Source organism: Natrinema sp. DC36, assembly GCF_020405225.1.
Taxonomy (GTDB): domain Archaea; phylum Halobacteriota; class Halobacteria; order Halobacteriales; family Natrialbaceae; genus Natrinema.
In genome coordinates this window covers 1,022,275-1,039,373 of the sequence record NZ_CP084472.1, presented here as the reverse complement: position 1 = coordinate 1,039,373, position 17,099 = coordinate 1,022,275, and the positions used below count along the sequence as shown (strand labels likewise).

Genomic DNA, 17,099 nt, shown 5'->3' with positions numbered 1-17,099 from the left:
TGCTGGAGAACCAGCGTATGAGCGTACAACACCCAACGGATGAAACCGTTTCGACTGACGCACAGGCACAGATTGACGACGTCGTCTTCGAGCGCCGCTCGTGGAACTACGGCTACGTCGGCGAAGACACGAAAGGACGCCACCACCACGTCGACCGCAAGCTCGAGCGCATTGTCGTGACGAAATCCCGAGCCGAACGTGACGACTTCGGTGCGGTGCCGGTGTTCTCGCTGCGGGGCCCGATCCTGCACACGGAGGGAATCCTGCTCGGATCGATGGGCGAGGGCGGTGACGATCTCCGACAGTGGATCGCCTTCATCGATCAGGAGTGTGGCGGCTGGGCCGAACGACCGGTCTCGGCAGCCGACCAGGCGAACGACATTCTTGAGGAGGTGCTCTGATCATGATGGCCACGGCCAACGAACACCAGAGTCTCCGCGGCGATCAACTCGAGCGCGAGGCCCAAGAGGACATCCGCCAGGGCGAGATCGCCGAGGCGGTTGACGGGCCCGAGGTTCGGGCCGACGGCAGCGGCGAGGGCGACGAAGAGTTTACCGAACGCCAGAACGCCCAGCTCGCGATGGCCGACGACGGCGAGGGTCTGCCACTGTTGCACGTCGGCGATCACGTCAGCGACCGCACGAAAGACGACGGTCCGAAGATGCTCGTCGTCCGCGCAAGCTCGAACAGCGCTGGCGAGTACTGGCTCCCGGACGGCGACGAGACGGTCGCGGAGTACAACGACTGTGATCCCGACGAGGATGTGTATCAGATCGAGTTCGTCGACCGGACCACCAAGGACGTCGACGCGGCGAAGCGGTATCCGTACCCGCGTTCGAAGCTCCGGCTCGAGAACCCGATCCACGATCGCGACGGCGACAGTGAGGTGAGCGAGTGATGTCGCGTTTCAGCCGTCGTGCAGACAAGCGGGTCCGCAAGATCGCTAAAAGGCAGTCGAAGCGTTTCAACTCGAAGATCCTCGCGAACGCCGTCTACGACCACGTCCTTCAAGACGACCTGCTGGCTCGGACGGTCGATATCGTCGAGGAACTGGACGAACTCCAGTACCAGGCCGAAAGCGATAGCAATCTCTCGGAGTTGGCTCGCCGCGGCCGTTACGAGCTCGAGAACGAGAAGGAGATCGTCGACGTGGCGATCGAGAGGTCCGTCGACGAGGCCCTCGAGGATGTCGCCGAGACAATCGATGAGTGGGATGACGACGTCTGGAGCGACGAGGCGAAGCAAGCGGCGACGCGAGAGCTCCGCGAGTTCTGGGACAGCGAAGGGGCGGACGATGAGTGAAGAGGTCCTCGACGAGGACTGCGACGACTGCGGGACAGCGTTGATCCGGATCTCCGAGGACGACCCGGCGAACGCGCACAACTGCCCGGTCGTGACGTGTCCCAGCTGCCTGACGACCGTCCGGAGGGAACGATGAGCGTCCAGACGGCAAACCTCGAGGCGGCTACCGAGGCCGTCCCATCGCACCCGACTGTTCGCGACGTCCGGCTCGTCGATCGGCGTGATCACGGCGGTCGGCGTGTCCTCGAGATCGTGCTGGGCCCGGACGTCGACCGTGTCCCGCCGGGCGTGCTGCGGGCGCTGGCCGACGCCGACTGCGGCATCACGACGGTTCAATCCCAGGGCGCGTTCCTGGTCGCGATCGCCGAGTAGAACCAACGACTGATTTTCGGACGTTTCGAAACGCCGCCCATCACGGCTTTTATGACACCCATCGAAATGGTCTGTTATGATTGAATCTCGGGAGGTCTTTCAAGACGATTACCCCACTCCCATCCTCCACCGAAACGAGGAGTTGAACTCGCTCTCGAAGGCACTCAAGCCGACAGGACACGGTCAGCGAGCGCGGGATGTGTTGGTCCACGGTCCGAGTGGCGTTGGGAAGTCCGCGTCGGCGCGCTGGATGCTTCGCGATCTCCGGCAGCGGTGGAGTCTCGAGTCGACCGTCATCGAGTGTTCGGGCAAGACGCGTAACGGGATCCTCTACAAAGCGGTCACGGAACACGATGGCGAGAGCCTCGTCCACGAAAACCATCCTCGTGAGAAACTCATCGACGCGCTCGAGGCGGTCGTCGATGGTGATCCCTACGTCCTCGTGCTCGACGAGGCTGACGTCATCCCTGACCTGGACGTCCTCGAGGATCTGTTCGCAGTCGACGGTGTCTCGGTCATCGCGATCGCCCACCAGCAGGTCAAGTGGCTCAACCGCGTCGATCGTGACCTCCGACCGCACTTCCATGGCGATCGTCATATCGATAGTCAGATCGAGTTTCAGAAGTACGGCGTCGACGAGCTCGTGGATATCCTCGAGCCCCGTGTGGAGCACGGCCTAACTGGGGATCCAACCCAGGACGGACACCTCGAGCGGATCGCTGACGAGACCGGTGGCGTGGCTCGGTGGGCGATCAAGTCGGTGTTGTCCGCAGCGGAGCTGGCGCTCGAGCGCGGGCACGACTACTTCCACGATGAGGACGTCGACGACTCGTTCGAGCATGCGATGCAGAAGATCCGAAAGGCGAACCTTCGATCGCTACCGCTGCCCCACCAACGCCTCTACGAAATCGTCCGGACGATCGGGCCGGCCTCCGGGACCGAGATGCAGGCGGCCTACGAGAAGCACAAGGGAGCGATCTTCGAGGGACGAGGACACGAGCCCGTGGGCTGGCGGCGCGCGTGGGACTATCTGAGCAAAATGGACGACTACGATCTGATTAGGATGCCCGGCGAGACGAACTCGAAGGTGTACGAGGCCGTGGACGAAGAGTTAGAAGCGCCTGTCAAGTTCGATCCGCGAGAGACTGCAGAAGCGAATTAGTCAGCTGTCACCATCGCCGTCTTCGTTGAGTTTCCCTCAGACCCCTCGTCAATATCCTCGTGGACCAGGTGGCGAAGGTACTCGCTCATGTTCATCCCATTTTCTGCAGCACGGACTCTGAACTTCTGCTTCGTATCCGGTGTCACACTGGTCGCAAGGCGCTCACTTCGTTCCATAGTTGCATTGTTGCGCTGTTACACTTAAATAACTAGCTTCGTGATTCACTGTTACACCGGAACAGTTAACACCGGACCAGTGTAACAGTGATACGATGGGTGGTCGACAAACATTTGATGACGATGTCCGCGTCCGGATCACTTCCGAGAGGCGAAAGCGATTAGAGCAGATCGCACACGCACGAAGTGAGCCGGGCGAGACGGTTACCCCGTCCCACATCGTTCGAGAAGCGCTCGACGAGTATCTCGAGCGGTTGGACAGCGATGAAACGCCGACCGGAGCAACGGCTCAGAACTAACCTGAAGTGAGGCGGGCGTCATCAGCGCCCGACCCGACGAAAGTCACGGTACGCATGAACGCAAACGCGGCACACGGATATAGTTACACAGCGCATACAGCGGCCAGAACGGTCGTTAACACCCTGTTAACACAATCCCGCTGTTTCGAAACGCCGCGGAATACTTTTAGTGTGTATCGGGGCCAACAGCAGAATCAGCCACTCGCGGCCACGGCCGAAGCGCGTCTCACCTTCCAAAGCCTGACGCGCCCCGGCTGTCCGCGGGTTCCAGACGACAACCATCCGGGGCTGGAATGTGCCCCGGGTACGACTGAAACCATGTACGCAGACGACAACCATACAGAAGACGATACCGGATCGAATAGTGCGCAACCGACCCCGCAGAACCACCTCCAGTCCGTCCTCGGGCGGCTGACCGGCGAACCGCCGCGCGTTCAGAGTGCGGTCGATGTCCACGGCCGTTACTGGCTCCGGGACCGGAAGAACCCAGACGAGGCCTACATCTGGTCTCGCCAAACGATTGACGTGGAGGTGGTTCGATGACGGACTGGAACGCGTCGCTCGTCACCCGCGACGGCGAAGAGATCGAGCCGTCGACGAAGCTCGCGGGTGCCCGCAGATCGACCCGAACGCAGCCCTCGGTCGCCAGCGAGGTCCACGCCGCTAAACTCAGACAGTCACTCGACGAACGAGAATACGAGTCCGAGCCGACCGACGATTTCCAGTGCCCGGACTGTGGGCGCGACCACGACGATCGCGAAGCACAGGCCGACTGTCTGCGTCGTCACGCACGCGGGCGGGCCGACCGACTGCAGCAGCTAGCCGACGATGGTGACGACGTCCTCCCGGGGGTGGGTTGCTGATGGCGAACACTCTCACCATCGGTCAGTACCGCCAGTGGGTCAACGACTACCTGGACGCGATCGAGGACGCAACCGACGAGGAACAGGTGGTCGTCACTGGTGACCTCGAAGGGGACGTTGATCTCAGAGCGTCAGATGGCCACGACTCGAAGCGCATCGATGGGGCGATCGGGTATCCCAACGAGATGTGGGGCGTTCCCGGCACGAAGCCGCTAAGAGATGTCATCGCGGGATCGATCGAACGTGATCGTCTCCTTGGCTCGGCGGTCGTCCCACGACGGATGATCTCTGAGACAGCCGAGGAGATCATCGAAGAACAACAGGACGATCTCGAGACTGCTCGAGGTGAGTCGGCATGATATCCGGCCAGCTGGCCCTCCTCGCCGAGCCCGCCGCCGAACCTCTCGAGAACCACCACGACCAGACGGGGCGCGCCCTCGAGGTCGAAGAGACCCAGGCCTATCTGGACGGGCTCACCATCCAGTCGGGGCTCGTCGCCGGCGAAGTCCCCCAAGAGGAGGAACGCGTCCTGATCGACGGCCACGAGATCGAGACCGAGACGCGGAAGGTCAAACGAAAGGTCGCGAGCGAGTGGGTCGCCGACGTCGACGGCGAGGGCTGGATCCTCGCCGAACAGACGCACACGAGCGACCTCGAGGCCGACCCCGACTGGCCGTTCAACGAGTTCTCGCGGTTCGCCGGCCCGGAGATCGCACCGGTCCGCCTCAAACCGTGGGAGTTCATTCGGAACCAGCGTGATGCCGATCGGACGTGGAACGTCGAGATGGTCACCCAGGAATCCAACCTCGACGACGTCACGATCGAGTGGGGCCACGGCGCGCTCAAGTCCAAGGCCACTGACGCCGACGTCGGCGTCGCGGGGACGATCTTCTGGAACGACATCTACATCCGGCTGGTCATCTACGCGAGCGGCTACCTCGCGATCTGGGAGCCCGCCGAGATGAAGCCCGAACTGCTCGGGCGGTTCATCCACGAGGAGATCGTCCCGGTCGCGACGTTCAACGACGAGGCCGAGGTCGAAGAGGACGAGAGCACTGACCAGGCGTCGCTCGAGGACAGCGGGGCGGAAGCATGAGCGCGGAAGAGTTCCGCACGACGCTTGACACGGCCCTCTCCTCGGCGATCGCCGGCGACGCCGACCTGGGTGAAGTTGATCAGGCACTCGAGGACGCACGCGGACGCATCGACGAGATACGATCGGCTCGAGGTGAGGCCTGATGTCGTCGTGTCCGACCTGCGGAAACCGCGACTACCTCTGCCAGAGCTGCAAGATGGAGGAACTCGAGGATCGGCTCGGACTCCCAGAGGATCACTTCGACGCCGACGCGGGGATCGTCTGCTGGATCCAAGACATCGGCGGTGACTGGCACGCCTCGATGTACTTCGAGGGGACGCGCCACGCCGCTGCCTGCGGTGAGTGCTTCGAGACGCCGGTCGCGGACGTCCGCGACGATCCGCGTCGGCTCGCGGATGCTCACACGTGCGAGGACTGCGAGGCGTACCTCGAGGCCGATGATGACGAGACCGTCCCCGACGGCGGCGAGTTCGCACCGGCGAGCGAGCTGCGGGCCGACGGCGGCGAGGTCGACGTCTATCAGTGGGTGCTCGACAACGTTCACGAGTACCCCGCAGGGACCGATTCCCGTTGGGGCTCTCGTGGCAACCTCGTCCATCAGGGACGGAAGCTCGACGGCGTCACCAAAGAGGACGTCCAGATGGAGATCGCCCGCGCGGTCGAGAACGAGGACCTCCTCTCATGGCACGGGCTGCTGGTTCGAGTCGAGATCGACCGGCTTCGAGAGATCACCCGCGTCGAGCACGAAGAGCACGATATCACCCGCGGGATCCTCGTCGGGAAGTGCAACAAGCTCATCGCGACGAAGAAGCAGGAGCAGGGCGACGAGCCCGCCGAGCGCGAGGTCGCGACCGACGGCGGCCACCCTGAGCCGGAGATCTTGGACGCCGTCGATGCACCGGGCGGCGAGTGCGAAATGTGGTCCGGCGAGGGCCCGAGTCCGTGCGGGAACGATGCCGACTATCTGGTCGTCTATGCGGCCAGCACCCGGCCCGACGACGATCGGCGGAAGAACATGCTGGCCTGCTCGGGGTGCTTTACACCTCGAAAGGGAGAGGCGATCGACCGGGGTGAGGCGGCATGAGCTACGAGCGGACCTGCAGCGACTGCGAGAAGGAGTTCACTGCAGCAGCGAGCTACTGTCCGTTCTGTGGTGAGCCCGTTGACGCCAGCACAATCGAACGCCGAGTGACGATCACCGAGGCCGGCGACGGCGGTCTCCTAGTCGGCGAGCGCGAGGTCGTCGATCGCGTCGACGGTGTCTGCTCCGAGCTCGAGGCGCTCCGCGACGAGGTCGACAACCCGGACGCCCAGGCGGCGCTGCGCTCCGCGATCGGCAACGTCTGGAGTGCGTCGGTGATCCAGCGTCTCGACAAAAACAGCGATATCCGGATGATCGCCGATACAGGACGCGGAAGCACGTCCGTCCGTGGCCCCGTCACAGACGATTTCACACGCGAGCGGGGTGAGTCACATGGCGGCAAGTAAGGCGGTCGGCGACGGGGTCGTCGACGTGCTGCTCGAACTCGAGGAAGACGATGAGGTCGTCCTCGAGGCAGAGGACTACGCCTGGTCGTCGCCGTACACCGTCGACGCGATCGAGGAGACCGAGTGGGAGTCAGCTGGCGATGGGACGTGGCGAACACGATCGCTTCGGTTCATGCCCACGGACGCCCGCGGATCCATCCGCGAGTTCGACGTTGTCGAAGGTGGACAACCGCCCCAGACTTCGACCTACGGTACGCTGGCCTACGTCGAGCGCCAGAAGGCCGATGATACCGATACTGGAATCGAGTGGCTCGAGCGGCCGGCCGACGAGATCGTGGACACCCACGCTGTTCGCCGATCGCTTGCGGAGGTCCTCGATATCGTCGAGGCTGAAGATGACATCCTCGACGTCCACCAGCGGTTCGCACTTGATCGGTTGAGCGGGACGAGGCACTTGCTCTGGCAGCTGGGGCTGCGAAACCAGTCCGGACAGCTGCTCGACGAGCCGACGCTCCAGGAGCGGATCGACACGATCCGGGAGGCCTCCGTCGATGAGTGATTCCGCCAACGCCTCGAGCGATACTGAACGCGGGGACTGTCTCGTCGCCGTGGACAGTGGGGCTCACAAGGGCGAATGGCTCAGAATGGTTGCCTGTCCGATCCCCCACTGTGATGCGCTCCAGGGGGAGGATTACGAACGGTTTTCGAGCCACTTAGCTGCCGAGCACGGGCCCGAAGATGTCGGGCTGTCGTCTGGCGGACGCCCCGTCGCTACCGACGGCGGGCATACACAGGACACGGATACCGACCGCGCCCAGGTGGATCCGCGAGTAGCTGGTCTGCTCGTCGTCGCGCTCGGCCTCGTACTCGTCGGCGTGATCACAGTGGGGGCGATCGTCCCATGAGCGTCACTCAGTCGCCCCAGTTTACTGAGATCGAAGTCTCCGACCACGCCCACAGGCGCTGGGCTGAGCGCTCCGACCGGCCGAAGCTGAACCCGCTGGCCGCCTGGCTCGAGGCCATCCCGGTTGAGTACCCCAGCATGAGCCCGCCGGCGAAGTACGCCCGCTATCACGAGACGACGAACCTCCTGCTGCTGGCAGCCGCGGACCGTACCCTGACGACCTGTATCCCGCTCTCGGGCCGTTCGGTGAAAGAACAGCAGTACATCCGCTCACAGGTGACTGACCAATGAACCTTCAGTATAGCACTCAGTGGTTTATAGCCGCTCAGATGTCTGCATCGATGAAGACCTGCCGTAAGAAGGCTTCCCGCTCACGCTGTGACTCCGGGATATCGACGTGTACGCCCTCTGCAGCGTCTTCGACGGCTAACCCCAACTGGATGAGGTTCTGGATACGGTCCGACCGATTGTCGCCGTACTCAAGGTCCTCTTCGATGCGTTCAGCGAGGTCCTCAGGCAGCGAGACCCCGAACTTCTTCGTCATGAGTTGGGGGAGTGCACAGTGCATCTTAAACCGAGGTGGTCTCGCATGATCGGCGACGATCTCGCTGCAGACGACAGTGAGCAGGAGCCGGTATCGATCGGTCTGTTCGCAGAGTGGCACAACAAAGCCGCTGAGAACGTCGAAGAGTGGGGCCTACAGGACGCCGAGCCGCTCCTGCTGGCGATGCAGGAGGAACTGGGGGAGATGACGCAGGCCCACCTCGAGGCGGCTCACGAGGACGGAGATCCCGAACGTCTGGCTCACGAGATGGACGACCTCGGAGCGTTGCTTCTCCAGTTGCACATGCGACTGCGACGGGGTGAGTACGATGTCTGAGAGCGAGACTGAACTCGAGCCATGCCGTCACTGTGGCACCGAGACGACACAGCGTGCAGAGGGGATCCCGTACTGCTCGATGGACTGCATCGGCGCTCGTCGCCGAGAGCTTGAGCAGGAGACTATCGAGTGCCCGTATCCCGACTGCGACTGGAGCACGAACTACAGCCCAGACAAGGGGCTCTCGAGAGCGATCGCCTATCACAAAGCAGAGCAGCACCGCGAAGAACACCGATCACAGCTTGCGGAAGCTAACCCCACCGGAGGAAACCAATGACACTCATCCACGTCAACGACGACACGCTGCTGGAAGCCCACGAACAGTCCAACAACGACTCCCTCGAGGAGACGATCGACCAGGCGCTGGAGCTCTTCGCCGAGCTCGAGAACGCCGAGGAGATGATCGACCTCGAAGATGATAGAAAGGGTATCCCAGCATGACTGTCACAAATCAGAGGCGAGAACCCCCGAAACACCCCCGTGCACAGTGCACCGCTGAAACGCCGATTTACCCCCAATTGGTGCACGGTGCACGGACAAACCGCAAGACAGCGACGGATTTCGGCGGTCTTAGAAATGGGTTCATACTCAGAGATAAATATACTTAGCTCGAATAATGGGTAGATTGAAGATCATCGCGTTTGATGGGTGGCGTATGAGCGATTCAGGGGACACTCCTCGAAAATCTGTCAAGACCTACGTCCCGGCCTACCAGAAATCGGAGTGGCAATCCCACGCCGACGATCTCGATATGAGTCAGAGCGAGTTCGTCCGAACGATGGTTCAGGCGGGACGAAAGGGGTTCGAATCCGGCTCTGCGGAACCCGACTCTCCGGGCCCAGACCCTGGGGGTAACGCCCTCGAAACGCAGGTCCTCAAACTCCTCTCTGCTGACACGTATTCGTGGGACGAACTGCTCGAGGCGGTCTCCGACGACATCGAGTCGCGACTGGACGAGACGCTCGAGGAACTGCAATCGAACAATCGGATTCGATACAGCGGACGCCACGGGGGGTACACGACCGTCGACGGTGGTGGCGATGGCGACTGAACCCACCGGCGACGCGCCGGCGGACGTGGCGGAACCGATCGCGTACTTCCTCGACGACCAGCGCTATCACGGCAAGAGCGAACGGACGCTCGAGGCCTACGAGCGGGTGCTCCGCCGGTTCGAGACGTTTCTCGCCGATCGGTTCGACGTCGAGGCGATCGGGAACGCCCAGCGTCGGGAGTGTATGGCCTGGATTCACTCGCTGCGCGGCGAGTTCGAAGACAGCACGATCGCGTCGTACGCGTCCTATCTCAACCGATTCTACGACTACATGACCCGCGTCGGTGCCTTCGACGACAATCCGATGGCCCTCGTCATGGAGGAGATGTCCGAATCGATCGATACGAACCCGACGAGACGCGATATCTCGGTGGGAGAAATGCGGTCGTTCGTCGGAACGATCGCCCATCCCCTCGAGCGGGCCGTCATCGTCACCCTCCTCAAGACGGGGATGCGTGTCGGCGAGTGCTGTAACCTCGATCTGCGGGATCTGTCCCTCGAGGTGTCGGAACTCGACCTCGAGTGGGAGCCTCGCGTCGGCCTCGAACGGCGGCCCTCGTCGGTGTTCGTCTCGTCCGAGCCGGCCCGCGGAACGACCGTCAACGGCGAGAAACGGACGGCCTCGAACAAGCGAAAGCGGGATACGGTCGTCCCCGTCGATGTCGAACTTCGAGCGGCGTTGCTCGAGTGGCTGGCCATCCGCCCCGACGCGATCTCGTCGGCACGGCCGCTCTTCCTCGATACCGGGTCGTCCTGGGGCGAACGACTAACACCGTCGGACATCCGCTATATCGTCGAGAAGCACGCTCGAGCGTACGGCTGGTACCGGACCGGCGGCGGCACAGGGGAGAACGTCACGCCACACTACTTCCGGCACTTCTTCACCACGCATCTCCGGGATCGCACCGGTGATCGGGGAATCGTCCAGTACCTCCGTGGCGACGTCGCCGGCGACGTGATCGATACCTACACCCACAACTGGGGCGACCGTGTCCGTGAGACCTATCTCGAGTCGATCTACGCCGTAACCGAGTAACCAGTTTTGGTTCTGAATTGCCGTTTCGACCGATTCTGACGGTCGTATGAATGGAGTGAACAACGATAGTACTCAACATATCCGTCCGAAATGGGCCTTGTAAATCCCATATCGCTATATCAACCACACGGTGGGACGTCCGTCTCACCGATGGCCGAAAACGGACAAATTTGGGGGGTCTCCGGGGCGATAACCGGCATTGAACTGTCCCTCGACGTTCTGCGAGTCGCACGTGAGCTACCGACTCAGTTGCACGGTCGATCGGAATTCGCAACGGTACGGCTCACCAGCTCGAGAGACTTGACGAAAACGAGGCTTTGCACTACGGCTCGAGGGCGAGTTCCGTCTCGAAGTCAGCTCCGTCCAGCAGCGATCGAACGAGGTCGACCGTCTCGGTGGTCTCCGCTGCGTTCTCGAGCAACACCGTTTCGCTGGGGAACAGTTGCTCGCCGAGCAGGAGACCGTGGTCGCGGGCGGTCGAGCCGGTGACGGTCAGGTAGACGCCGAGTCCCGCGTCGGCGATCGCCGCCTCCTCCTCGCGGCCCTCCTCGGGGTAGCGGAATTCGACGCCGTCGAGCGTTCGCGTTCCGAGCACGGCCTGGACGAGCCGTTCGTATCTGGGCTCGATACAGAGGGGCCCTTCGTAGCTCTCGAGGAAGTCCCGATCGACCGATTCGGCGGACGGGACGGCGTCGGGCGTAGCCAACAGCGTGTGGTAGACGGTGTCGCCGAGCCCGGTGACGACCTGGACGTCAGTGTCGGCGGGATCGATTCGAGCGTTCATGTCGGCGATCCGGTCGAGCGGCTCCGATCGCAACTCGACGACCTCCTCGAGGACGAGATCGGCGCTGTCGAAGCCGAGGGCGAATTCGTGGGTCCGAAGCGAGCGGAACGGCTCCTCGCGACCCACGAGCTGGATCGCCGCGTCGTCGGGTGCGCCCTCGACACCCGCGAGCGGGATCGTGACGCTGTCGAAGACGATTCGCCGCGGCTTCCCGGCGCGGTCGTCCCGCAACAGCGTGTACTCGGGTTCGGTCGGATCGTCGACGGTGCTGTAGTCGGCGAGACGATGGTAGACGTCCTCCGCTTCGGGATCGATGCTGTCTTTCGTGACCGCCTTCTCGTGGCGGAGCGTCGACGTGATATCGTCCGCGAGTTCGGGGACGTCGAGGCGACCTGCGATTCGGTCGAGCACCGACTCGAGCGGTCGCCCCTTTCGTGGCACAGCGATCGGTATCGTCTCGCCCATCGATCGACTCTCTACCGGCGATAGATAAACGAGTTGTGTTTCAAGAACAGCGGTGCCCGATGCCGTCGTGGTCCGAACTCAGTCCGAAAACATCGAACCGAGCTGGTCGCGCCACTCCTGGATGTCCGTGACGTCCGCCTGCACGTCCTCGAGGTCCTCCGCGACCGTCTCGAGGTCGTCTTCGACGCGCTCGATCTCGCTTTCGGCCCCCTCGAGACCGTCTTCGAGGTCGGTGACATCGGTGTCGATCTCCTCGACGTCGTCCGTCAGATCGTCGACGGTATCGTCGAGTTCGTCGACGTCGTCCGCGACGCCGCCGATATCCGACTCGAGATCGGCGTTCCAGTCGGAGAGGTCCGCGATGTCGTCGTCGAGTTCGTCGATCCGCGAGTCCGTCCCGGTGAGTCGATCGTCCATCGACGCGAGGTCGTCTTCGAGTCCCTCGATATCGGTCTGGAGCTCCTCGATGAGCTGTGCGCCGGTGCCGTTCTCCTCGAGGAACGTCTCGAGCGCGTCGGTGTAGGCGGTGACCTTCTCGACGCGGGTCTGGAGGTGTTCGACTTTCGCGATGTCGGGGCCCGAGGGCTCGAGATCGAGTTCGGACCGGATGGTCTCGAGTTCGTCCTCGTCGACCGTGCCGTCACGAATCTCGGCTGCGAGCCGTGTCGCAATCGATCCGCTGAATTCGGGGCCGGCGTTCGGGGCTTCGGCCGCCGGTTCAGCTGCCTCCTCGGGTTCGCTGTCCGTCTCGACTGACTCGTCGGAATCGTCTTCGGCAACCGGTTCGTCCTCCGCGGCCGGCGTCCCGGGCTCGGCATCAGCCGTCTCGAGCGAGTCGTCCGCGGCTGCGGTGTCGGTCACGGATTCCTCGTCGTCGACCGTCGCAGTCGACTCGTCGTCCTCGACAGTCGGTTCAGCGTCCTCTGCTATCGGTTCGTCGTCCTCGGCTATCGGTTCGGTGTCACCGTCGGTCGGTTCGTCCTCGGCGGTTTCCTCATCAGCCTCCGTCTCGCTCGTCACGTCGGTCTCCGCAGCGCGGTCGCCCTCGGACTCGTCGGTCGCGGTCGCCGCGTCGTCTTCGAGATCGAGTTCGATCTCGGGTTCGTCCGCATCGTCCCCCTCGACGGCCGGCTCGTCGTCTGCCTCGAGATCGAGATCGACGTCGGGTTCGTCGTCGTCCGCCTCGCTTTCGTCATCGGCCTCGGGTTCTGGAATCTCTTCTTCCTCGAAGCCGAGATCGATGTCCGGCGTCTCGTCGTCCTCGTCGTCCGATTCGACGTCGACCGGCTCCGGATCGGGATCGACGTCTCCGAGATCGAGATCGAGTTCCGACGACTCGTCCTCGAGCGCCGCCGACTCGTCTGCCGATGCATCCGCGGTCGCGTCAGCCTCGGGGTCCGAATCCGATACCGGATCGGCAGCAGCCTCGTCGACCGCGGCCGCATCGACCTGGCTCTCCTCGTCCTCGAGCCCCGGAACGGTGTCCGAGTCGCCGGCGATCATGTCCTTGACAGCCTGATTGCGATCCTCGGACACGATGTTGCTGATGACCTCGTCGTCCACTTCGTCGGCGGTCGAGCGGTCGTCGCCATCGTCGGCATCGAGTTCGACGACTGACGGTTCCGTGAGGAACTCAGCGGCCCGGCTCTCGTCGTCGAGCTGGATACCGTAGACCGTCACGAGCTGGTCGCCGGACTCGAGCGCGCCGGTGAATTCGACGTGGTTGTCCTGATAGGCCGTCCAGTCGTCGCTGTGATAGTCGGGGTGGAATCCGACTTTGTCCATCGGGAACGATTCGGGGATGTCCTCGGAGAGCTGAAACGTGACCGGGTCGTCGCGATCCGATTCGATCTCGAACCGGATCGCGGGAACCGGGAACTCGTCCGCTGCAAACGTCTTCCGGACGGAGATTCCGTCTGCGCTGACCTCGATTGTGTCGTCCGTGTCGGCGGTGCTACTCATATGAGAGCAACGTTACCATAGCATTACTATAAAACGTGCGGACAGTCTGGCTAACGAATCGTAGCCGTCAACTTACAGGTCGACGCGATCGCCGATCTCGGCGATCTCGAGTCGCCGCGGATGGTCGAAGCTCGCCACGTGGTGGTGGAGCACGGTCGGATCGGCGGTGAGCCCCTTCCACATGTCCCAGTGACTCGGCAGGAGCCGCTCGCACTCGAGTGCGGCAGCACACTCGACGATCTGATTCTCGTCGTTGTACCAGCGGGTTCGCTTCGGCTCGCCGGTCTGCTTGTCGGGAATCCGTCCGACGGTGCCGAACGCGAGCGCCGCGAGGTCGATGTCGTACTCGTCGCCGACCCGCTCGAACTCGTCGGTCGGTTTCGTGTCGCCGCCGTGGAAGAAGGTCCCGGCGTCGTGTTCGAACACGTAGCTCACGGGGTGGGTTGCGTCGGGATCGTTCGCAACCTCGACGTGAACCGTGAATTCGCCGATCTCGAGCGCCTCGCCTTCGGCGACCTCGATCAGCTGGTCGTTCGTCACGTCCCACTCGTCCGTCCAGGACTCATCCTCGCGGGCGACCGCGATACTGTCGTCGGGCGCGTAGAAGGTTGCGCCGGTATTCGCGAGAATCGGAGCCTGGCTCGGGCCGTGGACGTGGTCGGTGTGTTCGTGCGTCGCGAGGACCGCGTCGGCCTCGTCGACGGCCGCCGGATCGAACGGCACGGGAATCATGCGGACCGTCCGCGGCGGATCGCCCAGTCCGAGATACGGGTCGATGTAAATCGTCGTTCCCTCGCTACCTTTGACGATAAATCCGTTACAGCCGAGATACCAGATCGCAACGCCCGCCGGATTCGAATCCTCGACGTCGCGAACGAGCCAGTCTCCCCAGTCGCTCTGAATCATACGCGAGAATTCGAGTACTGACTGGGTAAGTGTTGTCGTCTCTGCTGGCAGGTTAGCGCGGTCGTGTCGACGAGTACAGCGCGGCGTGATCTGAGCAGGAGAAAAGCGAGGGTGTCAACGGACGGGACACAGTCTAGAGCGAAAACTGAGCACGGCAATCCTCATGCTGCGCGTCGAGCCCCTCGAGCCGCGAGCCGAGCAGCTGCCGCATGAGGACGACGAGCCCGTTGTGCGGGCCGTCACCGTGAATCGCCGCTTCCGGCGTACTCGCCGTCGCCGTGCTGTCCGCAGCCGCGTCGTCGGTCGTCGCGACGTCGTCTGCGGGCCGGATCTATTCGGCGCGTACGGCGGGATGACCCCCGTATGAGATGCGGTCCGTCTCGTCGTCGCCGATGAGCCCCGCGTCGGCCAGCAGAGGAAGGTGTACGTGCACGAGCGAGGCCTCGACGTCGTCGACGTGGTCCCGGGGAACCGCCCGCGCGGTCGTCTCGGCTTCGCGAGCCGCGACGTCTCGAGCGAGCGTTTCGGTCCCGATGGGATGGTACTGATTGCTCAGTACCGACAGGACCGTCCGCCGGCGTTCGTCGGCGAGTGCGCGGAACACCGCATCGAGCGTCTCTCGATCGGCGTCGTGGTATCCCGAAACGATCCTCTCACAATGGGGGTCGTCGAAGGCCGAATGCTCGGTCGGAACGACCGATCCGTCGTCGGTCTCCGCGAGGAAGCCGGCGTCCACGAGCTGCGGCACGAGACGATGGTGAAGCTCGACGAGGGCCCGTTGGTGTTCGTCCTCGGAGACCGAAGCGAGCTGGGTATCCGAGATTACTGCCGCGAGCCTGAACGCAAGATCGTTTTTCTCGATTCCCGCGGGAGATCGCTCCTGAGCGATCCGGAGAACAGCTCGTCGAGAGGCGTCGGCGAGGGCGTCGAAGCGTTCGTCGCGAGCAGCAGCGATGGATCCGCTCAGAGCTGAGTTACTCATTGACTACCTGTCGGTGACTAGCGTGCAAAAGAACTGCTCCAAACTGCTTTGGAATCAGTAGGACATTACGTTTCCTTAGCACAATATTCAACTATGTAGTTCTATTGCGCAGAGAACGTAGCAAATAGTTTCGATAAAATCGGAGAATATACGCTTTCATCTGATTGTACTCGCGGTGCACCTGGTCGAGTAGTACCGATCACTGAAGCTGCAAGCGCGAGAAGCGCGAAAAAAGCCGCAACTCTCGTGGCGCTACCAGGTGCCGTGGAACGTGTCGAACGAGAGGCTATCGAGCGGTTCGTCGCCGACGGCGATCCGGTACTCGCCCGGAGTGAGCATCGGTTTGTGGAACTGCGGGCCATCGTCCGTCGTGATTCGCGGGCAGCCGGTGTTGACGAACGCGTCCATGTCGAAGTTCCGCAGACGATCCGGGGTCACTTCGTCCATCGTGATGAGATAGGCGTTATCGTTGTCGTCGATGATTTCCTGCGCGATCTCCCAGCGACCCTGGCCGATCTTGGTACAGAAAATGACGCCCCACTTCTCGGCGTCCATCGCGCGGTGAATCGCGCCGTAGCGCTGTTTCAGGAACTTGTCCGTATCCGCCACGGTGACGACGTTGTTCACCGGATCCGCGATGACGACGTGTTTGTCCGGGTGCTCCATCGCCAGCCCGAGCGGGTGAAACTTGCCGCCGCCAACGTAGAGAACTTGCTCCGCGGGCACGTCCGCGCTCGCATAATTGCATCCGAGCACCTGCCCCTCGTTGGTGAGCCGCTCGTCGCCGCGACGACTCTGGACCTCGTAGCCGCGCTCCTCGAGAAACGCCGTCATTTCCTCGTACCGGTTCATGTGCTGGGCCGTCGTGACGAGGCCGACGCCCTCGGTCTCCTCGGGCGGCTCGAGGGTGTCCAGCGATTCCTCCATGATCGGCGTGACTTCGACGTTCGAGAACAGCGGGACGTAGATCACCTTGTCCGTGTCCTTCATCGGCGAGTGTCCGAAGTGCACGAACACGTCGGTCCGCTTCATCAGATACGTATCGAGATCGCAGGCGCCGTAACAGGGCTGTCCGGAGAGCATGAACGTCACGTCGTCGTCGGCCAGCGCACGGAGGTCGTCGGCGACGGCCGGCCCGCGTCGCTTCAGCCCCTCGGGGAACTGCAACCCGACCTTTTTCGCGTCACGCTCCTCGATCGCCTCGACGATCTCCTCGAGTTCGTAGTCCCACTCGCGATCGTGCTTGAGGCTCATCCCCGTGTTTCGGAGGTCCCCCTCGGTGTACTCCGACTCCTGACTCATTGGCCGTCTTAACGGCCACGGACGTATATACTGCACGCTGTCCGACGCGCACGAATACGGCGCGCTGAA

General features: G+C 62.9%; 29 protein-coding genes. 22 read left to right on the top strand and 7 right to left on the bottom strand.

Translation table 11 applies throughout. The features are described from left to right. Positions 1–17 precede the first annotated feature (17 nt). The 6 genes from LDH74_RS05645 to LDH74_RS05620 all read left to right on the top strand — a co-directional run bounded on the left by LDH74_RS05645 (position 18) and on the right by LDH74_RS05620 (position 2,836). Positions 18–401 (top strand): hypothetical protein, encoded by a 384-nt coding sequence (locus LDH74_RS05645; protein ID WP_226041549.1) that lies wholly within the window; start codon positions 18–20, stop codon positions 399–401. Positions 402–403: 2 nt separating this feature from the next. Then, positions 404–898 carry a hypothetical protein gene (locus LDH74_RS05640; RefSeq protein ID WP_226041548.1) on the top strand — a complete coding sequence of 165 codons (495 nt, stop codon included), beginning with the start codon at positions 404–406 and terminating at the stop codon, positions 896–898. Beyond that, entirely contained in the window at positions 898–1,302 is a 405-nt protein-coding gene (locus LDH74_RS05635) for a hypothetical protein (protein WP_226041547.1), read from the top strand. Before LDH74_RS05640 ends, LDH74_RS05635 begins: the two co-directional genes overlap by 1 nt. Beyond that, positions 1,295–1,438, top strand: a complete 144-nt coding sequence (locus LDH74_RS05630) for a hypothetical protein (RefSeq protein WP_226041546.1) — start codon at positions 1,295–1,297, stop codon at positions 1,436–1,438. The genes LDH74_RS05635 and LDH74_RS05630 overlap by 8 nt, the downstream gene beginning before the upstream one ends. Continuing rightward, positions 1,435–1,674, top strand: coding sequence for a hypothetical protein (locus LDH74_RS05625; protein WP_226041545.1), 240 nt, complete (start codon positions 1,435–1,437; stop codon positions 1,672–1,674). The genes LDH74_RS05630 and LDH74_RS05625 overlap by 4 nt, the downstream gene beginning before the upstream one ends. A 76-nt stretch (positions 1,675–1,750) precedes the next feature. Beyond that, positions 1,751–2,836, top strand: a complete 1,086-nt coding sequence (locus tag LDH74_RS05620; protein WP_226041544.1) for an AAA family ATPase — start codon at positions 1,751–1,753, stop codon at positions 2,834–2,836. Here LDH74_RS05620 and LDH74_RS05615 read toward each other — a convergent pair. Continuing rightward, a complete protein-coding gene (locus LDH74_RS05615; protein WP_226041543.1) occupies positions 2,833–3,012 on the bottom strand; it encodes a hypothetical protein in 180 nt (59 codons plus the stop codon). The two genes, LDH74_RS05620 and LDH74_RS05615, sit on opposite strands and share 4 nt — an antisense overlap. A gap of 95 nt (positions 3,013–3,107) precedes the next feature. Between LDH74_RS05615 and LDH74_RS05610 the strand changes: the two genes are divergently transcribed. From LDH74_RS05610 to LDH74_RS05560, 11 genes are all read left to right on the top strand, one after another. Next, complete coding sequence (locus tag LDH74_RS05610) at positions 3,108–3,311, top strand: ribbon-helix-helix domain-containing protein (RefSeq protein ID WP_226041542.1); 204 nt, start codon at positions 3,108–3,110, stop codon at positions 3,309–3,311. Positions 3,312–3,629: 318 nt separating this feature from the next. Further along, the gene (locus LDH74_RS05605) at positions 3,630–3,854 is read left to right on the top strand and encodes a hypothetical protein (protein ID WP_226041541.1); all 225 of its coding nucleotides are present in this window, start codon (positions 3,630–3,632) and stop codon (positions 3,852–3,854) included. Beyond that, positions 3,851–4,174 (top strand): hypothetical protein, encoded by a 324-nt coding sequence (locus LDH74_RS05600; RefSeq protein WP_226041540.1) that lies wholly within the window; start codon positions 3,851–3,853, stop codon positions 4,172–4,174. Before LDH74_RS05605 ends, LDH74_RS05600 begins: the two co-directional genes overlap by 4 nt. Continuing rightward, on the top strand, positions 4,174–4,533 hold the full coding sequence (locus tag LDH74_RS05595; RefSeq protein WP_226041539.1) for a hypothetical protein: 360 nt from the start codon (positions 4,174–4,176) through the stop codon (positions 4,531–4,533). The genes LDH74_RS05600 and LDH74_RS05595 overlap by 1 nt, the downstream gene beginning before the upstream one ends. After that, positions 4,530–5,270: a hypothetical protein gene (locus LDH74_RS05590; protein WP_226041538.1), complete on the top strand. Its 741-nt coding sequence runs from the start codon at positions 4,530–4,532 to the stop codon at positions 5,268–5,270. Before LDH74_RS05595 ends, LDH74_RS05590 begins: the two co-directional genes overlap by 4 nt. Beyond that, the gene (locus LDH74_RS05585; protein WP_226041537.1) at positions 5,267–5,413 is read left to right on the top strand and encodes a hypothetical protein; all 147 of its coding nucleotides are present in this window, start codon (positions 5,267–5,269) and stop codon (positions 5,411–5,413) included. The genes LDH74_RS05590 and LDH74_RS05585 overlap by 4 nt, the downstream gene beginning before the upstream one ends. Continuing rightward, entirely contained in the window at positions 5,413–6,354 is a 942-nt protein-coding gene (locus LDH74_RS05580) for a hypothetical protein (RefSeq protein ID WP_226041536.1), read from the top strand. The genes LDH74_RS05585 and LDH74_RS05580 overlap by 1 nt, the downstream gene beginning before the upstream one ends. Beyond that, positions 6,351–6,758: a hypothetical protein gene (locus tag LDH74_RS05575; RefSeq protein WP_226041535.1), complete on the top strand. Its 408-nt coding sequence runs from the start codon at positions 6,351–6,353 to the stop codon at positions 6,756–6,758. Before LDH74_RS05580 ends, LDH74_RS05575 begins: the two co-directional genes overlap by 4 nt. Next, positions 6,745–7,317: a hypothetical protein gene (locus LDH74_RS05570; protein ID WP_226041534.1), complete on the top strand. Its 573-nt coding sequence runs from the start codon at positions 6,745–6,747 to the stop codon at positions 7,315–7,317. Before LDH74_RS05575 ends, LDH74_RS05570 begins: the two co-directional genes overlap by 14 nt. Then, complete coding sequence (locus LDH74_RS05565; RefSeq protein WP_226041533.1) at positions 7,310–7,663, top strand: hypothetical protein; 354 nt, start codon at positions 7,310–7,312, stop codon at positions 7,661–7,663. The genes LDH74_RS05570 and LDH74_RS05565 overlap by 8 nt, the downstream gene beginning before the upstream one ends. Beyond that, entirely contained in the window at positions 7,660–7,953 is a 294-nt protein-coding gene (locus LDH74_RS05560) for a hypothetical protein (protein ID WP_226041532.1), read from the top strand. The genes LDH74_RS05565 and LDH74_RS05560 overlap by 4 nt, the downstream gene beginning before the upstream one ends. 34 nt (positions 7,954–7,987) lie before the next feature. Here the strand turns inward: LDH74_RS05560 and LDH74_RS05555 are convergent, their stop codons facing one another. Continuing rightward, the gene (locus tag LDH74_RS05555; protein WP_226041531.1) at positions 7,988–8,206 is read right to left on the bottom strand and encodes a hypothetical protein; all 219 of its coding nucleotides are present in this window, start codon (positions 8,204–8,206) and stop codon (positions 7,988–7,990) included. Positions 8,207–8,251: 45 nt separating this feature from the next. Here LDH74_RS05555 and LDH74_RS05550 point away from each other — a divergent pair, with 45 nt between their 5' ends. The 5 genes from LDH74_RS05550 (at position 8,252) to LDH74_RS05530 (ending at position 10,629) form a co-directional block, all read left to right on the top strand. After that, positions 8,252–8,542 carry a hypothetical protein gene (locus LDH74_RS05550; RefSeq protein WP_226041530.1) on the top strand — a complete coding sequence of 97 codons (291 nt, stop codon included), beginning with the start codon at positions 8,252–8,254 and terminating at the stop codon, positions 8,540–8,542. Next, the gene (locus tag LDH74_RS05545) at positions 8,535–8,819 is read left to right on the top strand and encodes a hypothetical protein (RefSeq protein WP_226041529.1); all 285 of its coding nucleotides are present in this window, start codon (positions 8,535–8,537) and stop codon (positions 8,817–8,819) included. Before LDH74_RS05550 ends, LDH74_RS05545 begins: the two co-directional genes overlap by 8 nt. Beyond that, positions 8,816–8,983, top strand: coding sequence for a hypothetical protein (locus tag LDH74_RS05540; RefSeq protein ID WP_226041528.1), 168 nt, complete (start codon positions 8,816–8,818; stop codon positions 8,981–8,983). The genes LDH74_RS05545 and LDH74_RS05540 overlap by 4 nt, the downstream gene beginning before the upstream one ends. Positions 8,984–9,197: 214 nt before the next feature. Then, positions 9,198–9,593, top strand: a complete 396-nt coding sequence (locus tag LDH74_RS05535) for a DUF5805 domain-containing protein (RefSeq protein ID WP_226041527.1) — start codon at positions 9,198–9,200, stop codon at positions 9,591–9,593. Then, the gene (locus tag LDH74_RS05530; RefSeq protein ID WP_226041526.1) at positions 9,583–10,629 is read left to right on the top strand and encodes a tyrosine-type recombinase/integrase; all 1,047 of its coding nucleotides are present in this window, start codon (positions 9,583–9,585) and stop codon (positions 10,627–10,629) included. The genes LDH74_RS05535 and LDH74_RS05530 overlap by 11 nt, the downstream gene beginning before the upstream one ends. A 322-nt stretch (positions 10,630–10,951) precedes the next feature. Here the strand turns inward: LDH74_RS05530 and LDH74_RS05525 are convergent, their stop codons facing one another. The 5 genes from LDH74_RS05525 to dph2 all read right to left on the bottom strand — a co-directional run bounded on the left by LDH74_RS05525 (position 10,952) and on the right by dph2 (position 17,030). Next, positions 10,952–11,878: a hypothetical protein gene (locus LDH74_RS05525; protein WP_226041525.1), complete on the bottom strand. Its 927-nt coding sequence runs from the start codon at positions 11,876–11,878 to the stop codon at positions 10,952–10,954. A 78-nt stretch (positions 11,879–11,956) separates the two neighbouring features. Continuing rightward, on the bottom strand, positions 11,957–13,840 hold the full coding sequence (locus LDH74_RS05520) for an AAA family ATPase (RefSeq protein ID WP_226041524.1): 1,884 nt from the start codon (positions 13,838–13,840) through the stop codon (positions 11,957–11,959). A gap of 72 nt (positions 13,841–13,912) precedes the next feature. Next, positions 13,913–14,746 carry an MBL fold metallo-hydrolase gene (locus LDH74_RS05515; RefSeq protein ID WP_226041523.1) on the bottom strand — a complete coding sequence of 278 codons (834 nt, stop codon included), beginning with the start codon at positions 14,744–14,746 and terminating at the stop codon, positions 13,913–13,915. Between the two features lie 331 nt (positions 14,747–15,077). Next, a complete protein-coding gene (locus tag LDH74_RS05510; protein WP_226041522.1) occupies positions 15,078–15,728 on the bottom strand; it encodes a hypothetical protein in 651 nt (216 codons plus the stop codon). 252 nt (positions 15,729–15,980) lie between these two features. Beyond that, positions 15,981–17,030: a diphthamide biosynthesis enzyme Dph2 gene (dph2, locus tag LDH74_RS05505; protein WP_226041521.1), complete on the bottom strand. Its 1,050-nt coding sequence runs from the start codon at positions 17,028–17,030 to the stop codon at positions 15,981–15,983. Between the last annotated feature and the right edge of the window lie 69 nt (positions 17,031–17,099).

Excerpts from the sequence above, each read along its gene's own strand:
- LDH74_RS05645 (WP_226041549.1), top strand. The coding sequence starts at position 18 with ATGAGCGTACAACACCCAACGGATGAAACCGTTTCGACTGACGCACAG.
- LDH74_RS05640 (WP_226041548.1), top strand. The coding sequence starts at position 404 with ATGATGGCCACGGCCAACGAACACCAGAGTCTCCGCGGCGATCAACTC.
- LDH74_RS05635 (WP_226041547.1), top strand. The coding sequence starts at position 898 with ATGTCGCGTTTCAGCCGTCGTGCAGACAAGCGGGTCCGCAAGATCGCT.
- LDH74_RS05630 (WP_226041546.1), top strand. The coding sequence starts at position 1,295 with ATGAGTGAAGAGGTCCTCGACGAGGACTGCGACGACTGCGGGACAGCG.
- LDH74_RS05625 (WP_226041545.1), top strand. The coding sequence starts at position 1,435 with ATGAGCGTCCAGACGGCAAACCTCGAGGCGGCTACCGAGGCCGTCCCA.
- LDH74_RS05620 (WP_226041544.1), top strand. The coding sequence starts at position 1,751 with ATGATTGAATCTCGGGAGGTCTTTCAAGACGATTACCCCACTCCCATC.
- LDH74_RS05615 (WP_226041543.1), bottom strand. The coding sequence starts at position 3,012 with ATGGAACGAAGTGAGCGCCTTGCGACCAGTGTGACACCGGATACGAAG.
- LDH74_RS05610 (WP_226041542.1), top strand. The coding sequence starts at position 3,108 with ATGGGTGGTCGACAAACATTTGATGACGATGTCCGCGTCCGGATCACT.
- LDH74_RS05605 (WP_226041541.1), top strand. The coding sequence starts at position 3,630 with ATGTACGCAGACGACAACCATACAGAAGACGATACCGGATCGAATAGT.
- LDH74_RS05600 (WP_226041540.1), top strand. The coding sequence starts at position 3,851 with ATGACGGACTGGAACGCGTCGCTCGTCACCCGCGACGGCGAAGAGATC.
- LDH74_RS05595 (WP_226041539.1), top strand. The coding sequence starts at position 4,174 with ATGGCGAACACTCTCACCATCGGTCAGTACCGCCAGTGGGTCAACGAC.
- LDH74_RS05590 (WP_226041538.1), top strand. The coding sequence starts at position 4,530 with ATGATATCCGGCCAGCTGGCCCTCCTCGCCGAGCCCGCCGCCGAACCT.
- LDH74_RS05585 (WP_226041537.1), top strand. The coding sequence starts at position 5,267 with ATGAGCGCGGAAGAGTTCCGCACGACGCTTGACACGGCCCTCTCCTCG.
- LDH74_RS05580 (WP_226041536.1), top strand. The coding sequence starts at position 5,413 with ATGTCGTCGTGTCCGACCTGCGGAAACCGCGACTACCTCTGCCAGAGC.
- LDH74_RS05575 (WP_226041535.1), top strand. The coding sequence starts at position 6,351 with ATGAGCTACGAGCGGACCTGCAGCGACTGCGAGAAGGAGTTCACTGCA.
- LDH74_RS05570 (WP_226041534.1), top strand. The coding sequence starts at position 6,745 with ATGGCGGCAAGTAAGGCGGTCGGCGACGGGGTCGTCGACGTGCTGCTC.
- LDH74_RS05565 (WP_226041533.1), top strand. The coding sequence starts at position 7,310 with ATGAGTGATTCCGCCAACGCCTCGAGCGATACTGAACGCGGGGACTGT.
- LDH74_RS05560 (WP_226041532.1), top strand. The coding sequence starts at position 7,660 with ATGAGCGTCACTCAGTCGCCCCAGTTTACTGAGATCGAAGTCTCCGAC.
- LDH74_RS05555 (WP_226041531.1), bottom strand. The coding sequence starts at position 8,206 with ATGACGAAGAAGTTCGGGGTCTCGCTGCCTGAGGACCTCGCTGAACGC.
- LDH74_RS05550 (WP_226041530.1), top strand. The coding sequence starts at position 8,252 with ATGATCGGCGACGATCTCGCTGCAGACGACAGTGAGCAGGAGCCGGTA.
- LDH74_RS05545 (WP_226041529.1), top strand. The coding sequence starts at position 8,535 with ATGTCTGAGAGCGAGACTGAACTCGAGCCATGCCGTCACTGTGGCACC.
- LDH74_RS05540 (WP_226041528.1), top strand. The coding sequence starts at position 8,816 with ATGACACTCATCCACGTCAACGACGACACGCTGCTGGAAGCCCACGAA.
- LDH74_RS05535 (WP_226041527.1), top strand. The coding sequence starts at position 9,198 with ATGAGCGATTCAGGGGACACTCCTCGAAAATCTGTCAAGACCTACGTC.
- LDH74_RS05530 (WP_226041526.1), top strand. The coding sequence starts at position 9,583 with ATGGCGACTGAACCCACCGGCGACGCGCCGGCGGACGTGGCGGAACCG.
- LDH74_RS05525 (WP_226041525.1), bottom strand. The coding sequence starts at position 11,878 with ATGGGCGAGACGATACCGATCGCTGTGCCACGAAAGGGGCGACCGCTC.
- LDH74_RS05520 (WP_226041524.1), bottom strand. The coding sequence starts at position 13,840 with ATGAGTAGCACCGCCGACACGGACGACACAATCGAGGTCAGCGCAGAC.
- LDH74_RS05515 (WP_226041523.1), bottom strand. The coding sequence starts at position 14,746 with ATGATTCAGAGCGACTGGGGAGACTGGCTCGTTCGCGACGTCGAGGAT.
- LDH74_RS05510 (WP_226041522.1), bottom strand. The coding sequence starts at position 15,728 with ATGAGTAACTCAGCTCTGAGCGGATCCATCGCTGCTGCTCGCGACGAA.
- dph2 (WP_226041521.1), bottom strand. The coding sequence starts at position 17,030 with ATGAGTCAGGAGTCGGAGTACACCGAGGGGGACCTCCGAAACACGGGG.